Below are 21802 nucleotides of genomic sequence, written 5' to 3' on the forward strand. Positions count from 1 at the left end.
TACCCTATAATATTTATAGACTTTATATACTTTTGTAAAAGTGTTATAATGTTAACTATATGATTTTAGACCAGCCGATCAAAAAGTGGTTTGTAACCAAACAGGGCAAAGACTCCAATTTCAAGAGCTTTATGAAATCCATTTCCTGGAGAATCGTCGGGACTTTGGATACCATGGTGATCTCTTTTTTTGTCACCGGGCAGTTGGTGATGGCGATATCAATAGGATCCATCGAGGTGGTCACCAAAATCATTCTCTACTACTTTCATGAAAGGGCATGGGAAAGTGCAACAAAAATTGAAAAAGATGAGCCTAAAAAAGAATTTGCATAACCTCAGCGAAAAGATCGACAACCTTTCTCCAGTTGAGGGATTGGCATTTCTTTCTGATCTTTTCAGAGGGAAAGTGGTTTTTTCTACCTCATTGGGCCAAGAAGACCAGGTTATCACCCAAATGATCGCCGACAATTTTCTTCCCATACATATATTTTCATTGGATACAGGGAGACTTTTTCCAGAGACACTTGACTTGATAGCAAGAACTGAATCCAAATACAACACCAAAATCAAAGTCCTATACCCGGAACGTGAAACGGTCGAAAATCTGGTGGAAAAACTGGGAATCAATGGGTTTTACGATTCTGTAGATAACAGGAAATCCTGCTGCTTTGTCAGGAAAGTTGAACCCCTGAAAAGGGCTTTGAAAGGAAACAGTGTTTGGGTAACCGGATTGAGGGCAGAACAAAGTGCCAATCGAAGCGATATGAAAAAAATCGAATGGGACGAAGCCAATCAGATCATCAAGTTCAACCCACTATTGGATTGGACATATGAAGAATTAATAGCCTATATCAACCAAAAAAATATTCCCTACAACCCGCTCCATGACAAAGGCTTTGTCAGTATCGGCTGTGCCCCTTGTACCCGGGCAATCATGCCCGGAGAAGATGCCCGTGCAGGGAGATGGTGGTGGGAAGATTCCAAAAAGGAATGTGGACTACACGCTAGATGAGAAGCGAGATTCGAGAAAAAAGATTTGAGAAACAAAAGTAAAAGACATGTCTAACCTATTAATACCTAATCCCAAAGAAGCAGAATCGATCCATATCCTGAGGGAAGTGGCGGCGCAGTTTGAAAGACCTGTTCTGCTTTTTTCGGGAGGAAAAGATTCTATCACCTTGGTCAGATTGGCCCAAAAGGCATTTTACCCGGCGAGGATTCCTTTCCCTTTGCTGCACATTGACACAGGACATAATTTCCCGGAGACCATCGAGTTCCGTGACCAATTGGTCGCCGAATTGGGTCTTGAACTGATCGTTCGCAACGTGCAGGACAGCATCAACCAAGGGAAAGTCACCGAAGAAAGAGGAAGGTATGCCAGCAGAAATACCCTTCAGACCACTACCCTTTTGGATGCCATCGAAGAATTCAAATTTGACGCCTGTATCGGAGGTGCGAGAAGGGATGAAGAAAAAGCAAGGGCCAAAGAAAGGGTCTTTTCTGTCAGAGATGATTTTGGTCAGTGGGATGAAAAAAACCAGCGGCCCGAGTTATTCGACATGCTTAACGGCCGGATTCATCAAGGACAAAACGTGCGGGTATTCCCGATTTCTAACTGGACTGAACTCGATGTCTGGGAATATATCAAAACTGAAAACATCGCGATTCCTTCCATCTATTTCGCGCACAAAAGGGAAGTTTTCTTCCGCGACGGCATGGTTTGGACAGCCAACGAGCATGTGTACAGGGAATCCCACGAGGAAGTATTTGAGAAAATGGTCCGATTCAGGACTGTCGGCGACATGACCTGTACTGCAGCTGTACTTTCGGATGCAGACACTTTGGATGCAGTGGTAGCAGAAATCAGGGATTCGACCATCTCCGAGCGGGGCGCAAGGATCGACGACAAACGCTCAGAAGCAGCCATGGAAAGCAGAAAGAAAGTCGGCTATTTTTAAAGAGACATGAGACGTGAGACAGATTGGTCAAAAAATTAGATTCAGCCATAGTCCGTCGTCAGTTGTCCGAGGACCAATAACCATTAACTCATTTACCATTTTCCCATGACACACAATAGAAAACTTATAAAAATCGCAACAGCAGGTTCGGTGGATGATGGCAAAAGCACCCTGATCGGAAGGCTTTTGTATGACACCAAATCCCTGACTACTGATAAACTGGAAGCAATCGAAAAAACCAGCCGTCAACGTGGTTTTGATTACCTTGATTTTTCTTTGGCTACCGATGGCTTGATTGCAGAGCGCGAGCAGGGCATTACCATCGATGTGGCACATATTTATTTCAATACCGCAAAGACCAATTTTGTCATTGCAGATACTCCCGGACACGTGGAGTATACCAGAAATATGGTGACAGGAGCCTCCACTTCGCAGGTCGCGATCATTTTGATTGATGCTAGAAAAGGTGTGATTGAGCAGACAAACAGGCATTTCTTCATCAGCAACCTCCTCCGTCTCGGACATGTGGTTGTGGCAGTCAACAAAATGGATCTTGTCAATTACGACGAAGATATTTTCCTTAAAATCAAAGCTGACTTTGAAGTTTTGGTAGAAAAAAGTGACTTCAAAACAGATCAGATCACTTTCATTCCTATCTCAGCATTGAAAGGAGAAAATATTGCGAAGCATTCGGAACTCATGCCATGGTATGTCGGAAATACACTTTTAGACCATCTTGAAGTATTGGAACCATCGGATTTACATGAAAGCACGGTGGCAAGATTTCCGATCCAATATGTCACTAGACCTAGGACGGAAGCTTTCCATGATTTCAGGGGATTTTCCGGCAAACTTTATGGCGGAAGCCTTAAGGTGGGCGACGAAGTGACGGTATTGCCTTCCTTCACCGAATCCAAAATCAAAACCATCCATTTCTTTGACCAGGAATATTCTGAGGCATTGCCCGGCGCTTCCATCACGATCACCTTGGAAAATGAAGTCAACATCAGCCGCGGTGACATGTTGGTGAAATCTTCTGAACTGCCAAAATCAGAAAAGCAGATCACTGCCACTATATGCCAGGTCAATTCCAAGCCTTTGAAAGTGGGAGATAAATATACCCTTCAGCATGGCATCAACAGGGTTTTGGCAAAGGTTGAGAGCATCGAATCGGTGATCCACACGGATTTCTCGGGTGAAGTACCCGCCTCCCAACTCAAGCTTAATGACATCGGAAAGGTGAACTTCAGGTTGAGTAAGCCTATCCACTTTGACACTTACCATGACAACAAATCCAACGGCAGGTTTATCCTGATCGACGAAGGAAGTTATGATACGGTAGGAGTTGGGTTTATTGACTAATTGTACGAAGTACAATGTACCAAGTACCAAGAAAGAATTCTTGGGAAAAGTGAATCAAAATAAAGATGAGATGGCACGAAGGTCTTGTGTCTTATGTCTCAAATCTCAAATCTAATTTAAGATGCAAAGTTTCAGGACAGAAATAGAAAATCCCATTGTTGAGAAAGATATTCTCGAACTGGAAAAAAAGATACGGCTTTTTAGAGAAGGGAAGATTGACGAGGAAAAATTCAGAAGCCTCCGCCTTGCCCGTGGCGTCTATGGACAGCGGCAGCCGGGCGTGCAAATGATCCGGATCAAACTTCCTTATGGCAAAGCCACAAGCGAGCAGCTGAAGCGGATAGCGGATGTCTCTGACAAATATTCAACAGGCAGATTGCACATCACTACCCGTCAAGATATTCAGATTCACTATGTGAGTTTGGATGAAACTCCTGCTTTGTGGGCCGAACTCGAAAAAGACGATGTCACTTTGCGTGAAGCTTGTGGTAATACTGTAAGGAATGTCACCGCCTCTGAAACTGCCGGTGTCGATCCCAATGAACCATTTGATGTGACTTTGTATGCAGATGAGGTGTTCAGATACTTTTTGAGAAATCCTGTTTGTCAGGAAATGGGCAGAAAGTTCAAAATGGCATTTTCGGCTTCTGATGAAGATACAGCTTTGGCTTACCTCCACGATTTGGGTTTTATCCCAAAAGTAAAAACTGAAAACGGCCAAGAAATCCGTGGCTTCAAAGTCATGCTTGGGGGCGGATTGGGTTCACAGCCGAGACACGCAGATTTGATTACGGAATTCCTACCCACAGACGAATTGATTCCATTTATCGAAGGTGTTTTGCGGGTTTTTGACAGACATGGAGAAAGAGCAAGAAGGCTGAAAGCACGGATGAAATTTCTGATTTCAGATATCGGATTGGAGGCTTTTCTGGATTTGGTCAAAGAAGAGCAAAAAGCACTTCCATTCAAAAAATATCCCATAAACCACAACGACTATGAGGATTCCAAACAGCTTTTCCAACCGGAAGTACCCGAGTTGGAAGAGCCTTTGGAGCTCGCCTATGAGCAATGGAAACTCACCAATGTCCTTCCCCAAAAACAAAAAGGCTTTGTATCGATTGGGATTAAAGTCCTATTGGGAGACTTCTACACCCCCCAAGCAAGGCAGATAGCGAACCTTGTCAAAAAATATGCAAACAATGAGCTGAGATTCACCCTCAGACAAAATATCCTTATCCGGGATGTTCAGGAAAAAGCCATCCCTTTCTTTTATCAGGAACTGAAAAAAATAGGTTTGGCGGATGCCGGCTACAATACTTTTGGAGACATCACAGCTTGCCCGGGAACAGACACCTGTAACCTTGGCATTGCGAGCAGCACCGGAATTGCCAAAGAATTGGAAAAGGTAATCTTGGCAGAATATCCACAGTACCTCAAAAACAAAGACCTGACCATCAAAATCTCAGGCTGCATGAATGCCTGTGGACAACACAATATGGCGCATATCGGCTTCCAAGGCATGTCTATGAAAGTCGGTAAAGTGGTAGTACCTGCACTTCAGGTTCTGCTCGGAGGTGGTACTTTGGGCAATGGTCAGGGAAGATTTGCAGACAAAGTCATCAAAGTTCCAAGCCGAAGAGGGCCGGAAGCTTTAAGGATTTTAATAGCAGACTTTGAGCAAAACTCCAACGGCACCGAATCATTTTTGGATTATTATGACCGACTTGGACATATCTATTTCTACGACATTCTGAAAGTATTGACAGAAACATCTACCATCACCGAAGCCGATCAGGTTGATTGGGGACACGAGGAAGCATACAAGGTAGCCGTAGGTGTGGGCGAATGTGCCGGGGTGGTGATTGACTTGGTAGCGACCTTACTCCTTGAAGCAAGGGAAAAACTTGAGCTTTCCAAAGAAGGCTTGGTGGAAAAAAGATGGTCTGACAGCATCTATCATACCTATGCCGCGATCGTCAATGCCGCAAAAGCAATCTTGCTCAGCGAAAGCAAAAGCACAAACTCCTATGCAAACATCGTGGCTTTGTTTGACGAGACATTCACCCAAACAGGTAAAATCGGCTTGGAAAAAGACTTGGCTTCGATTGTATATGAAATCAGCAAAAATGAGCCTTCCCAAGAATTTGCAGAAGCTTATTTCAAAGAGGCCATCAAAGTATTTGACGCGATCAGCGCTTATAGAGAACAGGAGGTAACAGCATGATTCAAGCCATTAAACCAAAAGTAACCTTGGTCGGTGCGGGTCCGGGAGACCCCGAACTGATCACTTTGAAGGGTGTATTGGCGCTGAACAAAGCCGATGTTGTCCTTTATGATGCTTTGATTGACAAGGCACTCTTGAAGCATGCACCTGACAATGCCATCAAGGTTTTTGTTGGAAAACGGGAAGGAAGCCAAGTGAATCCACAGGAAGACACCAACAGACTATGCGTGGAATATGCCCTGAAATACGGCCATGTGGTCAGGTTGAAAGGTGGAGATCCATTTGTTTTTGGAAGAGGAGCGGAAGAAATTGATTTCATCTCAGCATTCGGGATTCCAACGGAAATGGTTCCGGGGATATCTTCTTCGGTGGCTGTTCCTGCTGCGGCAGGAATTCCGGTGACCAAGCGTGGAGTGGCGGAGAGTTTTTGGGTGATCACGGGAACCACTAGTTCCGGGGAACTGTCGCGCGATTTGCATTTGGCTACCCAATCTACGGCTACGGTAGTGGTTTTGATGGGTTCCAAAAAACTCTCGGAAATCGTCAAAGTCTATCAAAAAGCAGGTAAAGGCAAGCTTCCTATCGCCATGATCCAAAGCGGAACGACCATCGAGCAAGAAATAGTAGCAGGAACGATCAACGACATCCAATCCAAAGTATCCGACAGCCGTATCGGTGGCCCTGCTGTAATTGTAATTGGGGAAGTGGTGAAGGAAAGTTATCAGTTGATGGAAATTTATCATTCTAAAATTGAGGTTTTAAAAAATTGATATTGATGGATATTGGATATTTGCTTCGCGATATTGAGTCCAATCTATACCCTCTTTTATACCCAAAACCAAATACTTTGTGCAATCGTAAGTTCGATATTAATTGATATTGGATATTGATAGATATTTTTTCCGGAAACGGTACTTCATATCTTCTCAATTAGGCGGAAACAAGTATCAAATAATATCAATTATTATCAACTAATATCAACCTTGAATATGAACCACCTCTACCCCATCTTCCTTAAAGTCCACCAATTGAATACGCTCTTGGTCGGTGGGGGATTTGTGGGTACGGAGAAATTGGCTTTCCTGCTCAAAAGCAGTCCAAAAGCGCAGGTGACGGCTGTTTCAAGAGAATTCAATGAAGATTTTTTGGCTTTGGCAAAAGACAATCCTTATGTCACGTTGATCCAGGATGTCTACCATGAGAAATATCTTGGGGGAAAGCATATCGTCATCGCCGCCACAGACGACAAAGCCGTCAACAGACGAATCCATGACGATGCCAAAGAAAGGTTTCTCTTGGTCAATGTGGCGGATACACCGGACCTCTGTGATTTTTACTTGGGAGGAATAGTCAGCAAAGGCAATGTCAAGATCGCCATCAGCACCAACGGCAAATCTCCGACTACAGCCAAGAGATTGCGTCAGCTCCTTGAAGAAGTCATACCGGAAGATATCAATGAATTGGTAGAAAACATCAATGAATACAGGAAGACATTAAAAGGAGATTTTGAATACAAAGTCGAGGCGCTAAACAAGCTTACGGAAGGATTGGTCAGCAAGGAGAAATCTGGACTTTTGGAGTAAAATCACACAATTGGTTCCGATTATGTGATTTTATTCACACTTTTGTAACCAATTGTGTGATCGGCGGATTTTTTAAATCACAGAATAAATAGTCGGGAATTTTTATGGATTGATTTTTTGGACAAAGAATTTGATATTGTACCCTATTCTCTTTTTCCAACCATCCCTTTTCTGAGAAATGAATAAATCCCTGTCACTTGTCAGTCTTCTTCTCCTGTTTTCAGTCAGCCTTTTTGCCCAGTCCAAAAAATCCCCTGACTTCAAAAAACTCGATGCCTACTTTGCCAAAATGGTAGCCGATTGGGATGTGCCCGGAGCAAGTATCGGGATAGTCAAGGACGGAAAATTGGTCTTTACCGGTAACTACGGCCTGATCGAAACAGGAAAACCGGAAAAGCCCGATGAAAACACTCTTTATGCGATTGCATCCAATTCCAAGGCTTTCACTTCTGCCCTCATCGGGATGCTTGTGCAGGAAGGAAAACTCAAATGGAACGACAAAATCAAAGACCATCTCCCCTATTTTTCACTTTACAATGACCCTTGGATCAGCAGTCAGGTGACAGTGCGGGATATCCTCAGTCACAGGGTGGGTTTGGGTACATTCAGCGGTGATGTAATCTGGTACAAATCAGAAATGAGTGCAGAAAACATGATCAAACTTGCCGGTAAACTCCCTCAGGCCTATGACTTCCGCGCCGGATATGGGTATTCCAACCTGATGTATATCACTGCCGGGGAACTAATCAAAAAAATCACCGGCAAAACCTGGGGCGAAAATGTCAAAGAAAGAATTTTGGATCCATTGGGAATGGAAAGGACACTGACCTCTGCTAGGGGTTTAGACGATATGGATAACGTAACAACTCCACATGGCAGAGAGAATGAGGTAAATTTCCCAATTGAGTTTGAGGACTGGAGTGAAATCGCCGCCACAGGAGGTATTGTTTCATCCGTAAACGACATGGCAAAATGGATGATCTTCAATTTGAATCACGGAATTAATGGTAAGGATACACTACTGACAAAGGCTTCCCGAAATTTGGTCTGGACACCGCACAACAATTTTATGGTAGACCACACCTCAAAAAATGACTTGGGCAGGCACTTTTCAGGATATGGACTGGGTTGGAATCTGGGAGATTTCCATGGCAAATTTATGGTGGGACATACAGGGGGATTTGACGGAATGATCACTGCGGTGACGATGATTCCTGAAGAAAACCTCGGCATCGTGGTCCTGACTAACGGCCACAAAAGCCCCATCATGGCAGCCACCTACTATGCTTTTGACCAATTTTTGGGAACAGGGACCAAGGACTGGTCTGCAGACCTTTTGGCACGTACCAATGAAAACCTAAAAAATGATACCAGGATCAGCGACATGAAAGCCAGGCGCGTCATGGGTACCGAGCCTTCATTGCCGCTTAACGCCTATACCGGTTATTATTTTGCCCCAGTCTATGGTAACATCAGCGTGTCGATGGATGGAGACGATATGATTCTTGAATTCGAAAATGCACCAAGACTTACCGCAAAGCTCAGGCATTGGCATTATGATGTTTGGGAAATCGTATGGGATGAAAAACATGCCTGGTTCAGCTTTGGGACGGTCAAATTCCAGACTGACAATGACATGAAAATTACAGGTCTGGAATTTAAGGTTCCCAATGATGATATATTTTTTGAAGAACTGAATGCGAAGAAGGTAAGGTAAAGGAATTTTTCCTTTAAATAATTTATGAAAATAAGGAAACTGAATCCAACAGAAACTGACAAATTCATTGATCTTATCAGAATCTTTGAAACCGTCTTTGAAATGGAAAATTTCAATATTCCTCCAAAATCTCATTTATCCAAAGTATTAGAAATGAAAAACTTTATGGTTTGGGTAACAGAGAAAGACCAAGAGGTCTTGGGAGGTATGACAGCATATACCTTAGACCAATATTATTCCCAGAAGCCTTTGGCCTACCTGTATGACTTGGGAGTCAGACCAGATTTTCAGAGACAGGGAATCGGAAAAGCCTTGATTTCCGGCTTCACAGATCATTGTTTCAAAAATGGATTTGAAGAGGTCTTTGTTCAGGCGGAACCAGAAGATATTGGTGCCGTTGAATTTTATAGAGCAACTGGTGCAGTAGAGAAAGAGGCATTGCAATTTTCGTATTTTCTTAAACAGGTATTTTTGAATCAAAAAAAGTAAGAAGCTCCAATCCAACCTATTGTTCCACCCATTGGGAAAAGCATTATAAAATCAAGGCTTTCATTTTTTTAGGTAATTGGGCCGGATCGAAGTTCCTTGGGAAAGTACGGTTCATATGTTGCTTTTCCCTCCAACACCATCTCCCTAAAGAGACATTGAACAGTCAATTTTCAAAATTTAAAATATTAAAATTGAATCCTTGTTCTTGTCCGCATACAACCGTCAGTGTACGCTCATGACCACCTTCTATCAAGCAAATGCATCTATATTGTCCAATTTTTAGGTTTATGCAGCTGGTATCGTTTTTGACATCATTATTACATGATTTTTTAGGTTAAACCACAACTCTAAATACTACCCTCCTATGTTTGGTACCCATCTCAAGTTCTTTGTCCGAGTTTTTTTGAAAGACAAGTTTTTCTCCCTGCTCAATATCCTAGGCCTGGCCATGGGAATCGCTGTCAGCATCATCTTGCTGCTGATCCTCCAGCATGACCTGTCTTATGACCAGCACTTTGCCAATCATGAGCGGATCTACCGGCTCGGAGGTCACCTCAAAGCCACCGGGATTGATATCAGGGGAGCAAGGTCAGCAAGAGAGTTAGGAGGAATTATCAAGGACGAATTCCCGGAAGTGGAAGCCGTGACAAGTGCCAATACCTGGGACCATACTTTGATCAAGTATGAGAAAAATGGTGCAGAGGTATCTTTTTATGAGGAAGATGTCGTGCGTACAGATTCTGCTTACTTTAAGGTATTCCAGCACGATTTTATAGCAGGGGATCCGGCAACTGCATTGCAAGATCTAAATTCTGTCGTCATATCAGCCTCGGCGGCGGCAAGGTATTTCGGTTCGGAAGATCCCTTGGACAAAACACTTTTGATAGACGGAGAAAGCTGGAAAGTCACTGCGGTCATTGAGGACTTACCAAACAACACCCATATGCGTTTTGACTTCCTGCTTTCGGGATTGCTCAAAAGTAGGGAATGGGTAATCGATCAGGGTCAGGTGAAGTCCGAGGCATTTTGGAATCCTGATGTCTTCACTTATTTCCTAATGACTAAAAATTATGATCCTCAGCGCTTCTATGACAAGTTTCCCCAGATTTTTGACAAGTTTTTCAAGTCCTTTGGCGATCAGGTGGGCGGACAGTATGAGGCCATCCTGCAGCCTTTGGCAAGCATCCATTTTGATTCTACCCTGATTGACGATGAGCCCACGGGGAATATGGCTTACCTCTATGCTTTCTCTGCGATCGGGATATTCATTATCCTTTTGGCCTGTATCAATTACATGAACCTGTCTACTGCCAAGTCTGTCAATCGCGCTTCTGAAATCGCCATGAAAAAAACGCTTGGGAGTGACAAAAAATCATTGGTGTTGTCATTTTTGGGAGAATCGGTTTTTCTTTCTTTGGTATCCCTTGTTCTTGCAATAGTATTGGTCTTCCTGATATTGAATTTCTCTTCCTTCAACAGCCTGATCCAGAAAAACCTCGTGGTCGACTTTTGGAACAACAAAACATTGCTCTTTGGATCAGTGGGAGTTGCTGTTATGATCGGGATTGTTTCGGGACTTTATCCGGCATTTTACCTGCCGAGCATCCCTACATTAGCTGCACTGAAAGGCTCCTTCAAAAACCAAAAGTCAAGTCTGAGACTGAGGAAAGTGCTGACTACCGCACAGTTTGCCATATCGATATTTGTGGTCGTCTGCACTTTCTTTATGCGGGATCAGATTTCCTTTGTCAGAAACAAAGACCTTGGTTTCAACAAAGAAAATATCCTGATTCTCCCTATACAGGACACTTTGGTTCAAAACAGGATTGAGCCCATCAAAAACGAACTGCTCCAAAACCCAAAAATCACCAATGCCACCACCTCTTATGCCGTCCTTGGAATGGGTACAGGTGGACCGGTGATGCATGCCGAAAGTCCTGAAGGGATGGTGCAGCAACGCTTCAATATGATCACTGTGGGAGATGATTATTTCAAAACCATGGGGATCGACCTGCTAACGGGTAGGGAATTTCAGCCGGGAAGTGGGATTGATGTCAACAATGTTTTTATGTGTAACCGTGCAGCTGCCAAACTGATGGGTTGGGGCGATGATCCGGTGGGCAAAAAAGTGCGTTGGTTCCACGGAGAGGAAGATGGCACCATCATCGGCATGGTGGAAGATTTCAATTACATGTCCCTCCACAATATCGTAGAGCCCTTGCTGATCGTCAAGTCCAGGAAAGAAGGTGGTTTTCTCCACCTTCAGGTGGCAGGCGACGACCTTCCTGAGACTTTGGAATTCATCCAGACCAAATGGGCGGAAATTGATCCCAACCATCCTTTTGAATACTTTTTCCAGGACCAGCGCTTTGATGAGCAGTACAAATCTGATGAGATCCAATACAAGCTCATTTCCATCCTTTCCTACATCTGTATTTTCATTTCACTTTTGGGGCTTCTTGGTCTTTCGGCTTTTACCGCCGCACAGCGTACCAAGGAGATCGGCATCCGCAAAGTCCATGGAGCGAGCATTCCAAGGATCATTTACCTTCTTTACAAAGAGGTGATGCTCTTGGTGATCCTTGCAGGAATTCTAGTCATTCCGGCAGCTTGGTATATCATTGACCTTTGGATGGGGAATTTTGCTTATAAGACCCCTTTGAATTACTTCACATTTTTGGGCGTGACAGTATTGGCATTGTTGGTCGCATTCTTTACAGTAGCCTTTCACTCGCTGAAGACGGCTACCACCAATCCGATCAAGTCGCTGAAATACGAATGATTGGATTTAATTCAGAATGCTGAATTCATAATTCTGAATGTAGGTTGTCGTCATCTTGAATCCGAGGTACGAGGATGAAAGATCTTTTTATCAAAAGAAACGAGAAAAATAATAATTCTGAATTCATAATTCTGAATTGGGTTAGACTAAGCTAAAATGTACCTAATACTCAACCGATCCTTAGCTAAAGGGTAACCCAGACACGGAGAATCCCTAGCTAGGACACGGAGTATCCCTAGGAGAGACACGGAGTATCTGTAGGAGAAGGTATACTAGGGCGTTAGGGGAGGTTTAGCAGAAGGTGGTGGGAATACTATTGAATGTCGTGGAAAAAGTTAAACGTTTAAGTTGGGCCAGTAATTTTTTATCAAAATAGGAACAGGCTAAATTATGCAGGATATACAGCTTCTCCAGCTATCCTGCTTCTCCGGGAGCAGGCTCTAACCTGTAATTTTTAACACCATGGAACCAAAACCTATCCAAGTAGAGGTTATCGGAAAGAAAATCATCCTGAAGATGCCCAAAAACGATGCAGACGTGAAGTTCGTATTGACCCTTAGGTATTCCAAGTGGAACAAGGATGGCTATTTTTGGGAGATCCCCCATTACCCCGGTAACCTCGAGCGGATCCAACAGCATTTTGGGGAAAGGCTTGGGCCTGTCATCCGACATGAGACCATTCCCACTGAATCGTATGAGCAATCCAGAAAGGTTGATAAAAACCAGGTCTTAGTCATCAAAACCCACTCCGGTAGGATTAAGCTGATATTTGGATACAATGCCACTCTTACCAAAACGATAAAATCTATTCCCTATTACCAATATGATCTAAAGAATAAATGGTGGACGATCCCCTACTCCGAGCAGTTTTTGGAAGAGGTGAAAAGAAAAATCGGGGAGCTTGGTTTGGTTATGGTTTTTGAGGAGGAAAAAAAGAATACTGAGGTGGTGGCCAAAGTGTCTCCTTATGACATCCCCAATTACAGAAAATGCCCTGAGGAGTATGTGCATAAGCTGGAGGAAAGAAGGTATAGCGAAGGGACAATTAAAGCTTATGTACCCTTGTTTGAAGAGTTCATCAATTATTTTTCAAAATCAACAATGGAAGACTTAGGCGAAAAAGAGGTCATGGAGTTTTCGAGATATTTGGTGATGGAGAGAAAAGTCTCGAGTTCCTTTCAGAATCAGGCTATCGATGCCATCAAATTTTACTTTGAAAAAGTAAAAGGTGAAGAGCGCAAGTACTACCATGTAGACCGGCCTATCAGGGGAAAAACATTGCCTGCGGTATTGAGTGAAGAAGAAGTAATAAAAATTTTGAGGGTAACTAAAAATCTTAAACACATTGCCATTCTAATGACTATTTATTCTGCAGGCCTAAGAATAGGTGAATTGATCAATCTAAAAATCAAAGATATAGATTCCAATAGGATGCAGATACGGGTAGAACAGGCGAAGGGGAAGAAAGACAGGTATACAATTCTGTCACAAAGGACCTTGGAAATATTAAGGAGGTACATAAAAGAGAATAGGCCATTTGAATATTTATTTGAGGGACAGGGAAGTACCAAAGAAATACCTTTGAGATATTCAACAACTAGTATTTCGGCGATTTTAAGTAAGGCGGTAAAAGATGCGGGAATAGCAAAAAATGTAACCGTACATACTTTAAGACATTCGTTTGCAACCCATTTATTGGAAAGAGGAACAGACTTAAGGTATATACAAAGTCTACTGGGACACGAAAGTCCAAAAACAACGCAGATATATACACATATTACAACAAAAGGTTTTGATCAGATAATAAGTCCAATGGATGGATTGGATATTTAACTAAAAGAAACTATGTTTAAATAATTGAAAAATATCAACAATATTGTTGATACCAGCCCAAATTGGGTAGATATCAACAAGTCTTGTTGATATACAATCGTTACAAGCAAGCCTAAAAACCACAGATTAAAACGGAATAATCACTTAAATGAAGCATAAATTAAATTTTTGACCCCAAAAACTCAATTTAAAGAGATTTTTTCGTTTCTTTGAGACAGATAACTGAATGATATGCTAATTAGATTTGTAGTAACTAACTTTCTTTCGTTTAACGAAGAGGTTGAATTCAATATGCTACCGAGTTCATTTAAGACTCATAAGCATCACGTATATAGTGTTGGCAAATTAAATGTTCTGAAAGCTGCAGCAATTTATGGTGCAAACGGAGCTGGAAAGTCAAACCTAATTAAAGCAATTGAGTTTTTACAGCAGGCTGTTGAAAACGGCTTATTAACAAAATCTGTTAATGAAAAGAAGTTTAAACTTGATTCAAAAAACACCTCATTACCTGTGAAGTTTGAAATTGAAATTTCTATCAATAAAAAAACGTTTGCTTATGGGGTTGATTTTAATGAAAACTTCATTCAAAATGAATGGTTATATGAAACTAACCCAACAACTGATGATAAATTAATTTTTGAAAGGACAACAACTAAATCTGGAAAAAGCTCTGTAAAGGTTTCACCTAAATACACAAAAACGCAAAAGCAAAAGTATTTAATTGAACTTCTAGAGGAAAGATTGTTAAAGAAAAATGAACTCTTGATTGGCAAATCCGAAGAATTGAAATTCAAAGAGGTAAATGAAGTTAGAAACTACATTCTACATTCCATTGTAGTTATTCATCCTGGGAGTAAATTCCAAGGGCTCGTTCCCAAATTAACAACATCTCCAATATTTAAAGACTTCGCAAATGAATTATTAAATACATTTGATACTGGAGTTTCAGAACTTGATGTAGAAATAATTGACTTCGATAAATTCTTCGGTGAGGATGATGAGGACTTAAAAAAGGAATTAATTGAAGCAATTAATAATGGAGAAACTGTATTGCTTAACACAAATATTGGTGGAGTTCTTGTTACAAAAGAAAACAAGAAATATATAGTTAAAAAAGTTATAGCCCAACATCTAAACAATGATGGAATTAAAATCAAGTTTGAATTAGATGAAGAATCTGATGGAACTCAAAGATTGTTGGATTTCATTCCAGCTTTTGAAGGCATTCTCAATCAAAATATTACGTTTATTATTGACGAGATTGACCAAAGTTTGCACCCTGTTCTTTTAAAAACTCTTATTCAGAAGGTGATGTCTGATGAAACAACTAAAGGACAATTAATCTTTACTACACACGAATCAAACTTGTTAGATTTAGATATTTTTAGACAAGATGAAATTTGGTTTGCAGAAAAGCGAAAGCCCAAGGGAGATACTCAACTATATTCTTTAAGTGAATTTAAACCTAGATATGACCTAGATATTAGAAAGGGATATTTAAAAGGAAGATTTGGAGCTATACCCTTTCTTGCTCATTTAGAAGATTTAAATTGGCATTCAACATATGAGGAAGAAACGGGGGTATAGTAGGGAAACACCTACAGCGTTAGTAAGAGATTATAAGCTTTTTGCAATTGCCTGCGAAGGAGGCAAAAGAGAACCTGCATATTTTAGAGCTTTTCAGTTTATGTCTAACAGAATTGCTGTTGACTTAATTGAAGAAATAGTAAGCGATGAAGAAGCACTTGCTATAAATCCTAATAAATCTGCACCAAAATGGGTTTTAGAAAGAGCAATAAGATATATTGAAAAAGAAGGTTTAAATGATGAGGACGATCTGTGGTTCATATTAGATGTAGATAGGTGGGAATATAGTCAATTAAAAGAAATAGCTGATTTTTGTGAACAAAATGCCAATTGGAACATAGTTTTAAGTAATCCTTGTTTTGAAGTTTGGCTTTATTTTCACAAGAGAAAAAACATCAAGGATTCAGAATCTAAAACTTGTGGGGACTTTAAATATGAAATCTCAAAATTTGAAAAAGGAGGATATCATCCATTAAAATGGATACCAGACTTGTTAATCGCAATAGAAAATTCAAAAGTAACAGACATAAATAAAGATTATTTTTTTCCAGAAATAAACACAACTAAACTTTTTCAACTTGGAGAGGCAATCATCGAGGTAGTTGGAAAGAAAGGATTTGAAAAATACTGTGAAAACATAATTCCAAAACTACTTCAAGAAGAGATTGACAGAACGAAAAGAAAAAAGAAAAAATAAGGCCAGCTTGTAACGGGCGTTTGGCTCAATGGCGGCTGACGTGGTTAATTGAACATATTACCTCGCATCAACTTTTCTGGTGTATTGACAGTTTTGTGCTCCGAAATCCGCCACTGCGCCAAGCCCCAAACCGTTGAATTGATTTGTAAGAAAACGCCCGAATCGGGGTCAGGAAAATAAAAGGTCTATGGAAAGTAGTTTGCGTTTTGAGGTATTAGGAAAGCATCCATCATTGCCGTCCCAATTCAATTTATTTTGGAATTAGGGTTCACAAACGGGGAAAAATATGCAGTATAGATGGAAATAAAAAAAAGAGGACTAATTGTCCTCTTTTTTTGTTGATTCCTGAATAGATTTTTGGAGTTCCTGCATTTTCTCCTGATGTTCTTTTTGCCAGAGCTCCATTTTTTTCTGAAATTCCTCCAACTTCACCTTATTCTCCTTTTCCCAGATTTCCATCTTCTTTTGGAATTCTTCCATTTTAGGCTGGTTTTCTTTCTCCCAAGCCTTCATTTTTTGTTCGTACTCTTCCATTTTTGGAGCGTTGGCCTTTTCCCATTCGGCCATTTTTTTCTCAAATTCCTCTATTTTAGGTCGGTTGGCTTCCTCCCATTCTTTCATTTTCGCTTCAAATTCTTTGGCTTTTGGTTCAAATTCCTTTTCCCATGCTTCAGCCTTTTGCTGCCATTGAGCTATTCGGTCTTTGTTTTGTTCCTGCCACTTTTCCAATGCTTCTGCCCTTTTTTTATCTGCCTCTGCCCATTTGACTTCCATCTCTGCCTTTTTCTTTTGGATTTCGGCTTTGGACATATTGGTCGTGTCGAGGTTGTATTGGTAGTTATATTTAAACTTAAAACTCTTAGTAGAATCACCGGGGAAATACATGGCCATAGGCGCAGCCATAAACAAAGCGGAATCAGGGAAATCAAAAATCGGCGCCAAGGGTATTTCCATTACAGGAATATCACCCATATCAAATTCGGGAATTCCCGCCATATCAAAATCCAAAGGTGGGAAAGGAGCCATTGAAAATTCGATCGGGGGAATCGGTGCTGATTCGAAATCGAAAGGTGCTATCGAAAAGGCTTTAAAATAGGATCCTAAATCACCCAACCCTTCAAAGACTGGTTTCATATCCTTAAATACTACACCCAGATCCTTGAGCTTTTCCATTTCCTTTTGGAACTTCTCTTTTTGCTCCGGTGTCATTTTCTCCCAATCCATTTCCATGATGACAGGACCTTTTGGAGGAACGGTGTCTTTCTGGGGATAAGCAAATTGACCTGTCCAATTGCCTTCTATCGTATTAATATTGATTTCGGTGGCCATCAAATCCTCAAAGGACTCAGTGGTAGGTTTGTCGCTTGCGCCTACCATCAGGGTGGCGCCAAGCAAAAGTGTGATCATCATGGTCATGCTGGTTATAGTAGTTGGTTGTGAAGAGGAGGTTTTGACTCCCATTATTCTTTTGATTCGGTTTAGTGTGGGGTTATCGCTTTTGGCAGCAGCCATGGCGATTTCCGGGGTCGGATTTTTGGCGTAGTTCAGCACATTCGCTAGTCCAAAAGCAAGGTCTTTTGGAGAAATCCCCATGCTGATCGCCAGGTCGTCACAGGCATTCTCCCGTTGTTCTTTTGCGGTTTTGTTGATCCACCAGAATATGGGATGGAAAAAGAACAACACTTCCAAGACTGATTGAATCAGATTCACGAGGTAATCGTGGCGCTTGATATGGGAGAGTTCATGGGCGATGATGGCCTCGAGCTGCAGGGGCGAAAGCTGGAAAAAAAGTGCTGTTGGAATAAGAATCACAGGTTTCCACACGCCATAAGTCATCGGCATGTCCACATGGATGCTTTTGAGAAGCTGTACAGGCTTCGAGATTTTAAGCGATTGGAGTTGCCTTTCCAATACTTCCTCCCAATGGGATTCTACGGTCTCATGCCGTTTTTGCCGGAGATTGCGGATGTCGGCAAGCGAGGTCGCCAACCTTACCAAAAACAGCATGGCCCCCAAAAACCAAACCTGCACCAAGGTTGGAAGCCAATTTTCTATCCTTTTGGATACGATCATCCAATCCGAAGGGGCATCGATCAGGTGATCGGAGGAAGTTTGTTGCCATTGAGCCGCATCTTCAGGATTTGCCAATGCATGAGATGGAATCATCGTGCCGGACTCCGGAATAGCATAAATAAAGGTTGCCAAAGCCAATACAGTAATCAATATAAGAGCTGAAATGCTCAGCCTGTATTTGAAAGCTGCTGACTTTTTGCCAAAAAACCTGAGCGAAAGCCAAAGTATCAGACCCACGCCTGCGATCTGCCAAAGCGCATGTACGATCATCCAACCGAGTGCGAGCAAATAGGGTTCAGCGATAAAAGTGGATAAAGTTTCCATTATTGTTCATTTTCCAATTGGTCCAAGAAAGCGCGGATTTCATCTAATTCCTCCTTGGAGGGATTGCCCTGTCCGAGAGCCTGCATCACCAGGTTTTTGGCAGAGCCGCCAAATGCTGTGGCCATAAAATTGGTCACCAGGTTTTTTTGGGTGACGGTCTCGTCTACCGCCGGAAAGTAAATGTGGGTACGGTTCTGCTCATCCCTGCGGAGTAGTCCTTTGGCATGCATGATTTGCATGGTCTTGAGGGTAGTGGTGTAGCCAGTGTCCTTGGTTTCGGTCAGTTTCTCGTGGATTTCCCTTACAGTTGCCTGCTTCATGGGCCATAGTATGGCCAAAATTTCAAGTTCGGATTCAGTTGGTTTAGCTTGCATATCGGTCTATACGATTACTTTCGTACAAAGTTATACGAAGAGAATCGTAAAGCAAATATTTTATACGATTTTTTTCGTATAAGATCGAGAAACCTTCTAAATCATTATATTGCATCTAAAGTTTTAATGAGAAATGGGAAAATTTTATTCCATCATAATTGTTTTATTGCTTTTTTCATCCTGCATTGAACCATACAATGCTGAAGTGGATGTGCCTGACCGGGGTTTGACAGTAGAAGCTGTAATCACTACACTTCCGGGGCCACAAGAAGTCAAACTCACCAGAAATGCACCTTACGGTTTGTCATTTGTGGGTATCAACAGACCTGAAATATTGGCCAAAGTAGCGCTAAGGGACGATCTAGGTAGGACTTTTGTATTCACTGAATCGCAAGATCCAAACCGGCCGGGGGTCTACTTTTCTGATCCCGACTTCAGTGCAGAAGTGGGCAGGACGTATAACCTTGAGTTGGAACTTTTTTCCGGCAAAAGATATATCTCCAGACCAGAAACTGTTGCAGAAGTACCAAAGGTGGATTCTCTCACTTATAAGGCAGTGAGAACAGCTACGACCAATAAGTACATCGGGGAAGTTGGCGTTCAGGTCACGGCACATTTTCAAGACCCCGAGGGCATTGAAAATTATTACCATTGGCGACCACTGAAATCCACCTTTGTATTTATCACAGAACCGGATGCAGAAGGAACAAACAATGCCCCGATAAGCTGCTGTGCCAGGTGCTTCCATACCGACATTCCCCAGCCTGCCAATGTCATCACCTATGACGACAAGGATGTGGACGGTCTTTATCAGCGGAAAGTTGTAGCGTATGTGGTAGATGATGGTGTAAGGTTCAAGGAAACGTACAGGTTAGACTTTTTACACCTCAGCGTAAGCCAAAGGGCCCACTCATTTCTTAGACTGACCAATCAGCAACTCAGCCTGACAGGAAGTGTTTTTGATCCTCCCCCAGCCAATATCAGGGGAAATATGATCAGTTTGGATGATCCCGAAGAGCAGGTATTGGGTTATTTTTTAGCAGCTGATGCGCAGTTCATGAGGGTATATATCCACAAAGACCGGCTGGAATTTGTAAAAACCCCTTTTTCTAAGATTTATCTTGATTGCAGGCAATACTTACGTGCCATGGATGGTTTGGGTAGAAATCCCATCATTCCGCCTTTGCTACCTGTCGATCCGCCGGATGATTGGAATCCTTGATCCGAAAAACAAACCCTAAAAAATTGCCTCTCTTGTCATAAATAAAATTCCAATTGAAACATTTTTATCCATTTATCTTTCTGCTTTATTGCTTCTCTTTTTTCTCCTGTGAAGAAGAAGCAGAGGGTGGGTTTACTTTATTGACCGAGGAAATTGTAAATGTCAATGGAACGCGGGCGATTATTTTGGGCAGGATTTTAGCTTTTCAAAATGTCGCCATCCAAGAACATGGGTTCCAGTTTGCATTGACTGCTGATTTTTCAGATGCTATAGATGTAAAACTGGGAGAAAGGTCCCGTCCTGGCAACTTTGTGGGAGAAACTGAATTACTCTTATTGGGGAGGGAATATTTTGTGCGGGGATTTGCCCAGACGGAATCAGGTCTGATTTATGGGAATGTACTTTCATTTTTTACCTTGGAGCCAACAGTAGAGAAGTTTTTTCCGGCAACTCAATTTGCAGGAGAAATCATCACAGTTTTCGGTAGGGGATTTGAGAGTACTTCTGAGGTATTTTTTGGCGATGCAAAAGGTCAAGTCATTGATGTGGCTTTTGGTTCACAAATCAGGGTGAGGGTACCGCCGAGACTGGCCTCCGTATCCGTCCCTGTCAAGGTGGTTACCGGTGCCAAAGTAGCTTTTGCCGAAAGACCATTTAAATACCCAACCGGAACCTATGAACTGCTCGATATCCGCATTGACCAGATCAGGTTTAGAAATAATATTTATTTTAAGCAAGGCAGCAGATTTTTTGTGGGTTTGGGAATAGATTTTAGGAGTAATTTCATCCCGGAAATCTATTCTTTCACACCAGGGGATAATGAATGGAAGCCAACCGGATATCCTGGTGAACCAAAAAGAAAAGCAATCTATTCGCATACTGGTTTTTTTGGCGGCGGATACAAAGGTTTTGGGACATCAGCACCCTATTCGGAGGATTTTTGGAAATATGAAAACGGAGAATATCAGTCCATTGCTTCTCCTAATTTTAGATTTGCGGATGGACTAGGGTCTGAGGTCAGCGGAAAATTCTTGGCTATGGGTGGCCTTTTAGAAGTAGGGTCATTGGTCAGAGAATTCAATCCACTCCTAGGAAATTGGAATAACCTACCCAATCTTCCCTATGATGTCACAGGGGACATGCTGAATTTCACCTACCAAAACAAATTGTACATCATTGACAAGGAAAAGATTTTGTGGGAACATGACCCAAGTACCGCCTCCGCAGTGGCCAAAACTGTATATCCTTCTCCTTTTATCAAAACCGTTTCGGATTTTGGAGGATTGGCAATAGTGAAAGGAGACAAGGCATACATCGGTATGTACAACAGTGTAAGAGAATTTTGGGAGCTTGACTTGAAGACATTTGAATGGGCGGCAAAAAATCCTTTCCCCGGAGAAATAAAGGCCGAGAACACCGCGATTTTTGAACATGAAGGACAGCTATACTTTTTGCGGTCACTGCAGTTTGCAGACTATACTGAGTTTTGGAGATTTGATCCGGATGCATTCTAAGACACCTGAATTTTTGGGGTAAAAACTGTTGAAACTTTCCAAAATCATTGTGGCAAATGACAAG

At 41.9% G+C, this 21802-nt stretch carries 17 protein-coding genes; 15 read left to right on the plus strand and 2 right to left on the minus strand.

All coding sequences use genetic code 11. The annotated features are described in order from the left end of the window. The first annotated feature begins 59 nt into the window (after positions 1-59). From NU887_RS08285 to NU887_RS08345, 13 genes are all read left to right on the plus strand, one after another. A complete protein-coding gene (locus NU887_RS08285; protein ID WP_258422890.1) occupies positions 60-332 on the plus strand; it encodes a DUF2061 domain-containing protein in 273 nt (90 codons plus the stop codon). Continuing rightward, positions 307-1011, plus strand: coding sequence for a phosphoadenylyl-sulfate reductase (locus NU887_RS08290; RefSeq protein WP_258422891.1), 705 nt, complete (start codon positions 307-309; stop codon positions 1009-1011). Before NU887_RS08285 ends, NU887_RS08290 begins: the two co-directional genes overlap by 26 nt. A gap of 46 nt (positions 1012-1057) precedes the next feature. After that, on the plus strand, positions 1058-1957 hold the full coding sequence (gene cysD / locus NU887_RS08295; RefSeq protein ID WP_258422892.1) for a sulfate adenylyltransferase subunit CysD: 900 nt from the start codon (positions 1058-1060) through the stop codon (positions 1955-1957). A gap of 105 nt (positions 1958-2062) precedes the next feature. Then, positions 2063-3319 carry a sulfate adenylyltransferase subunit 1 gene (locus NU887_RS08300; RefSeq protein WP_258422893.1) on the plus strand — a complete coding sequence of 419 codons (1257 nt, stop codon included), beginning with the start codon at positions 2063-2065 and terminating at the stop codon, positions 3317-3319. A 121-nt stretch (positions 3320-3440) separates the two neighbouring features. Then, positions 3441-5543: a HEPN domain-containing protein gene (locus tag NU887_RS08305; protein ID WP_258422894.1), complete on the plus strand. Its 2103-nt coding sequence runs from the start codon at positions 3441-3443 to the stop codon at positions 5541-5543. Continuing rightward, positions 5540-6313, plus strand: coding sequence for a uroporphyrinogen-III C-methyltransferase (cobA, locus tag NU887_RS08310; RefSeq protein ID WP_258422895.1), 774 nt, complete (start codon positions 5540-5542; stop codon positions 6311-6313). The genes NU887_RS08305 and cobA overlap by 4 nt, the downstream gene beginning before the upstream one ends. Before the next feature lie 219 nt (positions 6314-6532). Then, positions 6533-7126, plus strand: coding sequence for a precorrin-2 dehydrogenase/sirohydrochlorin ferrochelatase family protein (locus tag NU887_RS08315; RefSeq protein WP_258422896.1), 594 nt, complete (start codon positions 6533-6535; stop codon positions 7124-7126). Positions 7127-7304: 178 nt separating this feature from the next. After that, complete coding sequence (locus NU887_RS08320) at positions 7305-8843, plus strand: serine hydrolase (protein ID WP_258422897.1); 1539 nt, start codon at positions 7305-7307, stop codon at positions 8841-8843. A gap of 24 nt (positions 8844-8867) precedes the next feature. Next, entirely contained in the window at positions 8868-9332 is a 465-nt protein-coding gene (locus NU887_RS08325; RefSeq protein WP_258422898.1) for a GNAT family N-acetyltransferase, read from the plus strand. A 364-nt stretch (positions 9333-9696) separates the two neighbouring features. Then, on the plus strand, positions 9697-12114 hold the full coding sequence (locus tag NU887_RS08330; protein WP_258422899.1) for an ABC transporter permease: 2418 nt from the start codon (positions 9697-9699) through the stop codon (positions 12112-12114). Between the two features lie 462 nt (positions 12115-12576). Next, positions 12577-13947, plus strand: coding sequence for a tyrosine-type recombinase/integrase (locus tag NU887_RS08335; protein WP_258422900.1), 1371 nt, complete (start codon positions 12577-12579; stop codon positions 13945-13947). A gap of 231 nt (positions 13948-14178) precedes the next feature. Then, on the plus strand, positions 14179-15534 hold the full coding sequence (locus tag NU887_RS08340; RefSeq protein WP_258422901.1) for an AAA family ATPase: 1356 nt from the start codon (positions 14179-14181) through the stop codon (positions 15532-15534). After that, complete coding sequence (locus NU887_RS08345; protein ID WP_258422902.1) at positions 15512-16231, plus strand: RloB family protein; 720 nt, start codon at positions 15512-15514, stop codon at positions 16229-16231. Before NU887_RS08340 ends, NU887_RS08345 begins: the two co-directional genes overlap by 23 nt. 318 nt (positions 16232-16549) lie before the next feature. On the opposite strand, the gene NU887_RS08350 is transcribed toward NU887_RS08345, so the two are convergent. Continuing rightward, a complete protein-coding gene (locus tag NU887_RS08350) occupies positions 16550-18628 on the minus strand; it encodes a M56 family metallopeptidase (protein ID WP_258422903.1) in 2079 nt (692 codons plus the stop codon). Further along, entirely contained in the window at positions 18628-19002 is a 375-nt protein-coding gene (locus tag NU887_RS08355) for a BlaI/MecI/CopY family transcriptional regulator (RefSeq protein WP_258422906.1), read from the minus strand. Before NU887_RS08355 ends, NU887_RS08350 begins: the two co-directional genes overlap by 1 nt. A gap of 133 nt (positions 19003-19135) precedes the next feature. Here NU887_RS08355 and NU887_RS08360 point away from each other — a divergent pair, with 133 nt between their 5' ends. Both NU887_RS08360 and NU887_RS08365 read left to right on the plus strand, forming a co-directional pair. Further along, positions 19136-20224: a DUF4249 domain-containing protein gene (locus NU887_RS08360; protein WP_258422907.1), complete on the plus strand. Its 1089-nt coding sequence runs from the start codon at positions 19136-19138 to the stop codon at positions 20222-20224. Positions 20225-20277: 53 nt separating this feature from the next. Continuing rightward, entirely contained in the window at positions 20278-21738 is a 1461-nt protein-coding gene (locus tag NU887_RS08365; RefSeq protein ID WP_258422908.1) for an IPT/TIG domain-containing protein, read from the plus strand. Positions 21739-21802: the final 64 nt, after the last annotated feature.

It is taken from the genome of Aquiflexum gelatinilyticum, from assembly GCF_024741135.1.
GTDB lineage: Bacteria > Bacteroidota > Bacteroidia > Cytophagales > Cyclobacteriaceae > Cognataquiflexum > Cognataquiflexum gelatinilyticum.

What these genes read in the sequence shown, in the direction of transcription:
- NU887_RS08305 (WP_258422894.1), top strand. Translation starts at nt 3,441, where the DNA reads ATGCAAAGTTTCAGGACAGAAATAGAAAATCCCATTGTTGAGAAAGAT.
- cobA (WP_258422895.1), top strand. Translation starts at nt 5,540, where the DNA reads ATGATTCAAGCCATTAAACCAAAAGTAACCTTGGTCGGTGCGGGTCCG.
- NU887_RS08345 (WP_258422902.1), top strand. Translation starts at nt 15,512, where the DNA reads ATGAGGAAGAAACGGGGGTATAGTAGGGAAACACCTACAGCGTTAGTA.
- NU887_RS08290 (WP_258422891.1), top strand. Translation starts at nt 307, where the DNA reads ATGAGCCTAAAAAAGAATTTGCATAACCTCAGCGAAAAGATCGACAAC.
- NU887_RS08300 (WP_258422893.1), top strand. Translation starts at nt 2,063, where the DNA reads ATGACACACAATAGAAAACTTATAAAAATCGCAACAGCAGGTTCGGTG.
- NU887_RS08315 (WP_258422896.1), top strand. Translation starts at nt 6,533, where the DNA reads ATGAACCACCTCTACCCCATCTTCCTTAAAGTCCACCAATTGAATACG.
- NU887_RS08320 (WP_258422897.1), top strand. Translation starts at nt 7,305, where the DNA reads ATGAATAAATCCCTGTCACTTGTCAGTCTTCTTCTCCTGTTTTCAGTC.
- NU887_RS08350 (WP_258422903.1), bottom strand. Translation starts at nt 18,628, where the DNA reads ATGGAAACTTTATCCACTTTTATCGCTGAACCCTATTTGCTCGCACTC.
- NU887_RS08355 (WP_258422906.1), bottom strand. Translation starts at nt 19,002, where the DNA reads ATGCAAGCTAAACCAACTGAATCCGAACTTGAAATTTTGGCCATACTA.
- cysD (WP_258422892.1), top strand. Translation starts at nt 1,058, where the DNA reads ATGTCTAACCTATTAATACCTAATCCCAAAGAAGCAGAATCGATCCAT.
- NU887_RS08285 (WP_258422890.1), top strand. Translation starts at nt 60, where the DNA reads ATGATTTTAGACCAGCCGATCAAAAAGTGGTTTGTAACCAAACAGGGC.
- NU887_RS08330 (WP_258422899.1), top strand. Translation starts at nt 9,697, where the DNA reads ATGTTTGGTACCCATCTCAAGTTCTTTGTCCGAGTTTTTTTGAAAGAC.
- NU887_RS08325 (WP_258422898.1), top strand. Translation starts at nt 8,868, where the DNA reads ATGAAAATAAGGAAACTGAATCCAACAGAAACTGACAAATTCATTGAT.
- NU887_RS08340 (WP_258422901.1), top strand. Translation starts at nt 14,179, where the DNA reads ATGCTAATTAGATTTGTAGTAACTAACTTTCTTTCGTTTAACGAAGAG.
- NU887_RS08335 (WP_258422900.1), top strand. Translation starts at nt 12,577, where the DNA reads ATGGAACCAAAACCTATCCAAGTAGAGGTTATCGGAAAGAAAATCATC.
- NU887_RS08360 (WP_258422907.1), top strand. Translation starts at nt 19,136, where the DNA reads ATGGGAAAATTTTATTCCATCATAATTGTTTTATTGCTTTTTTCATCC.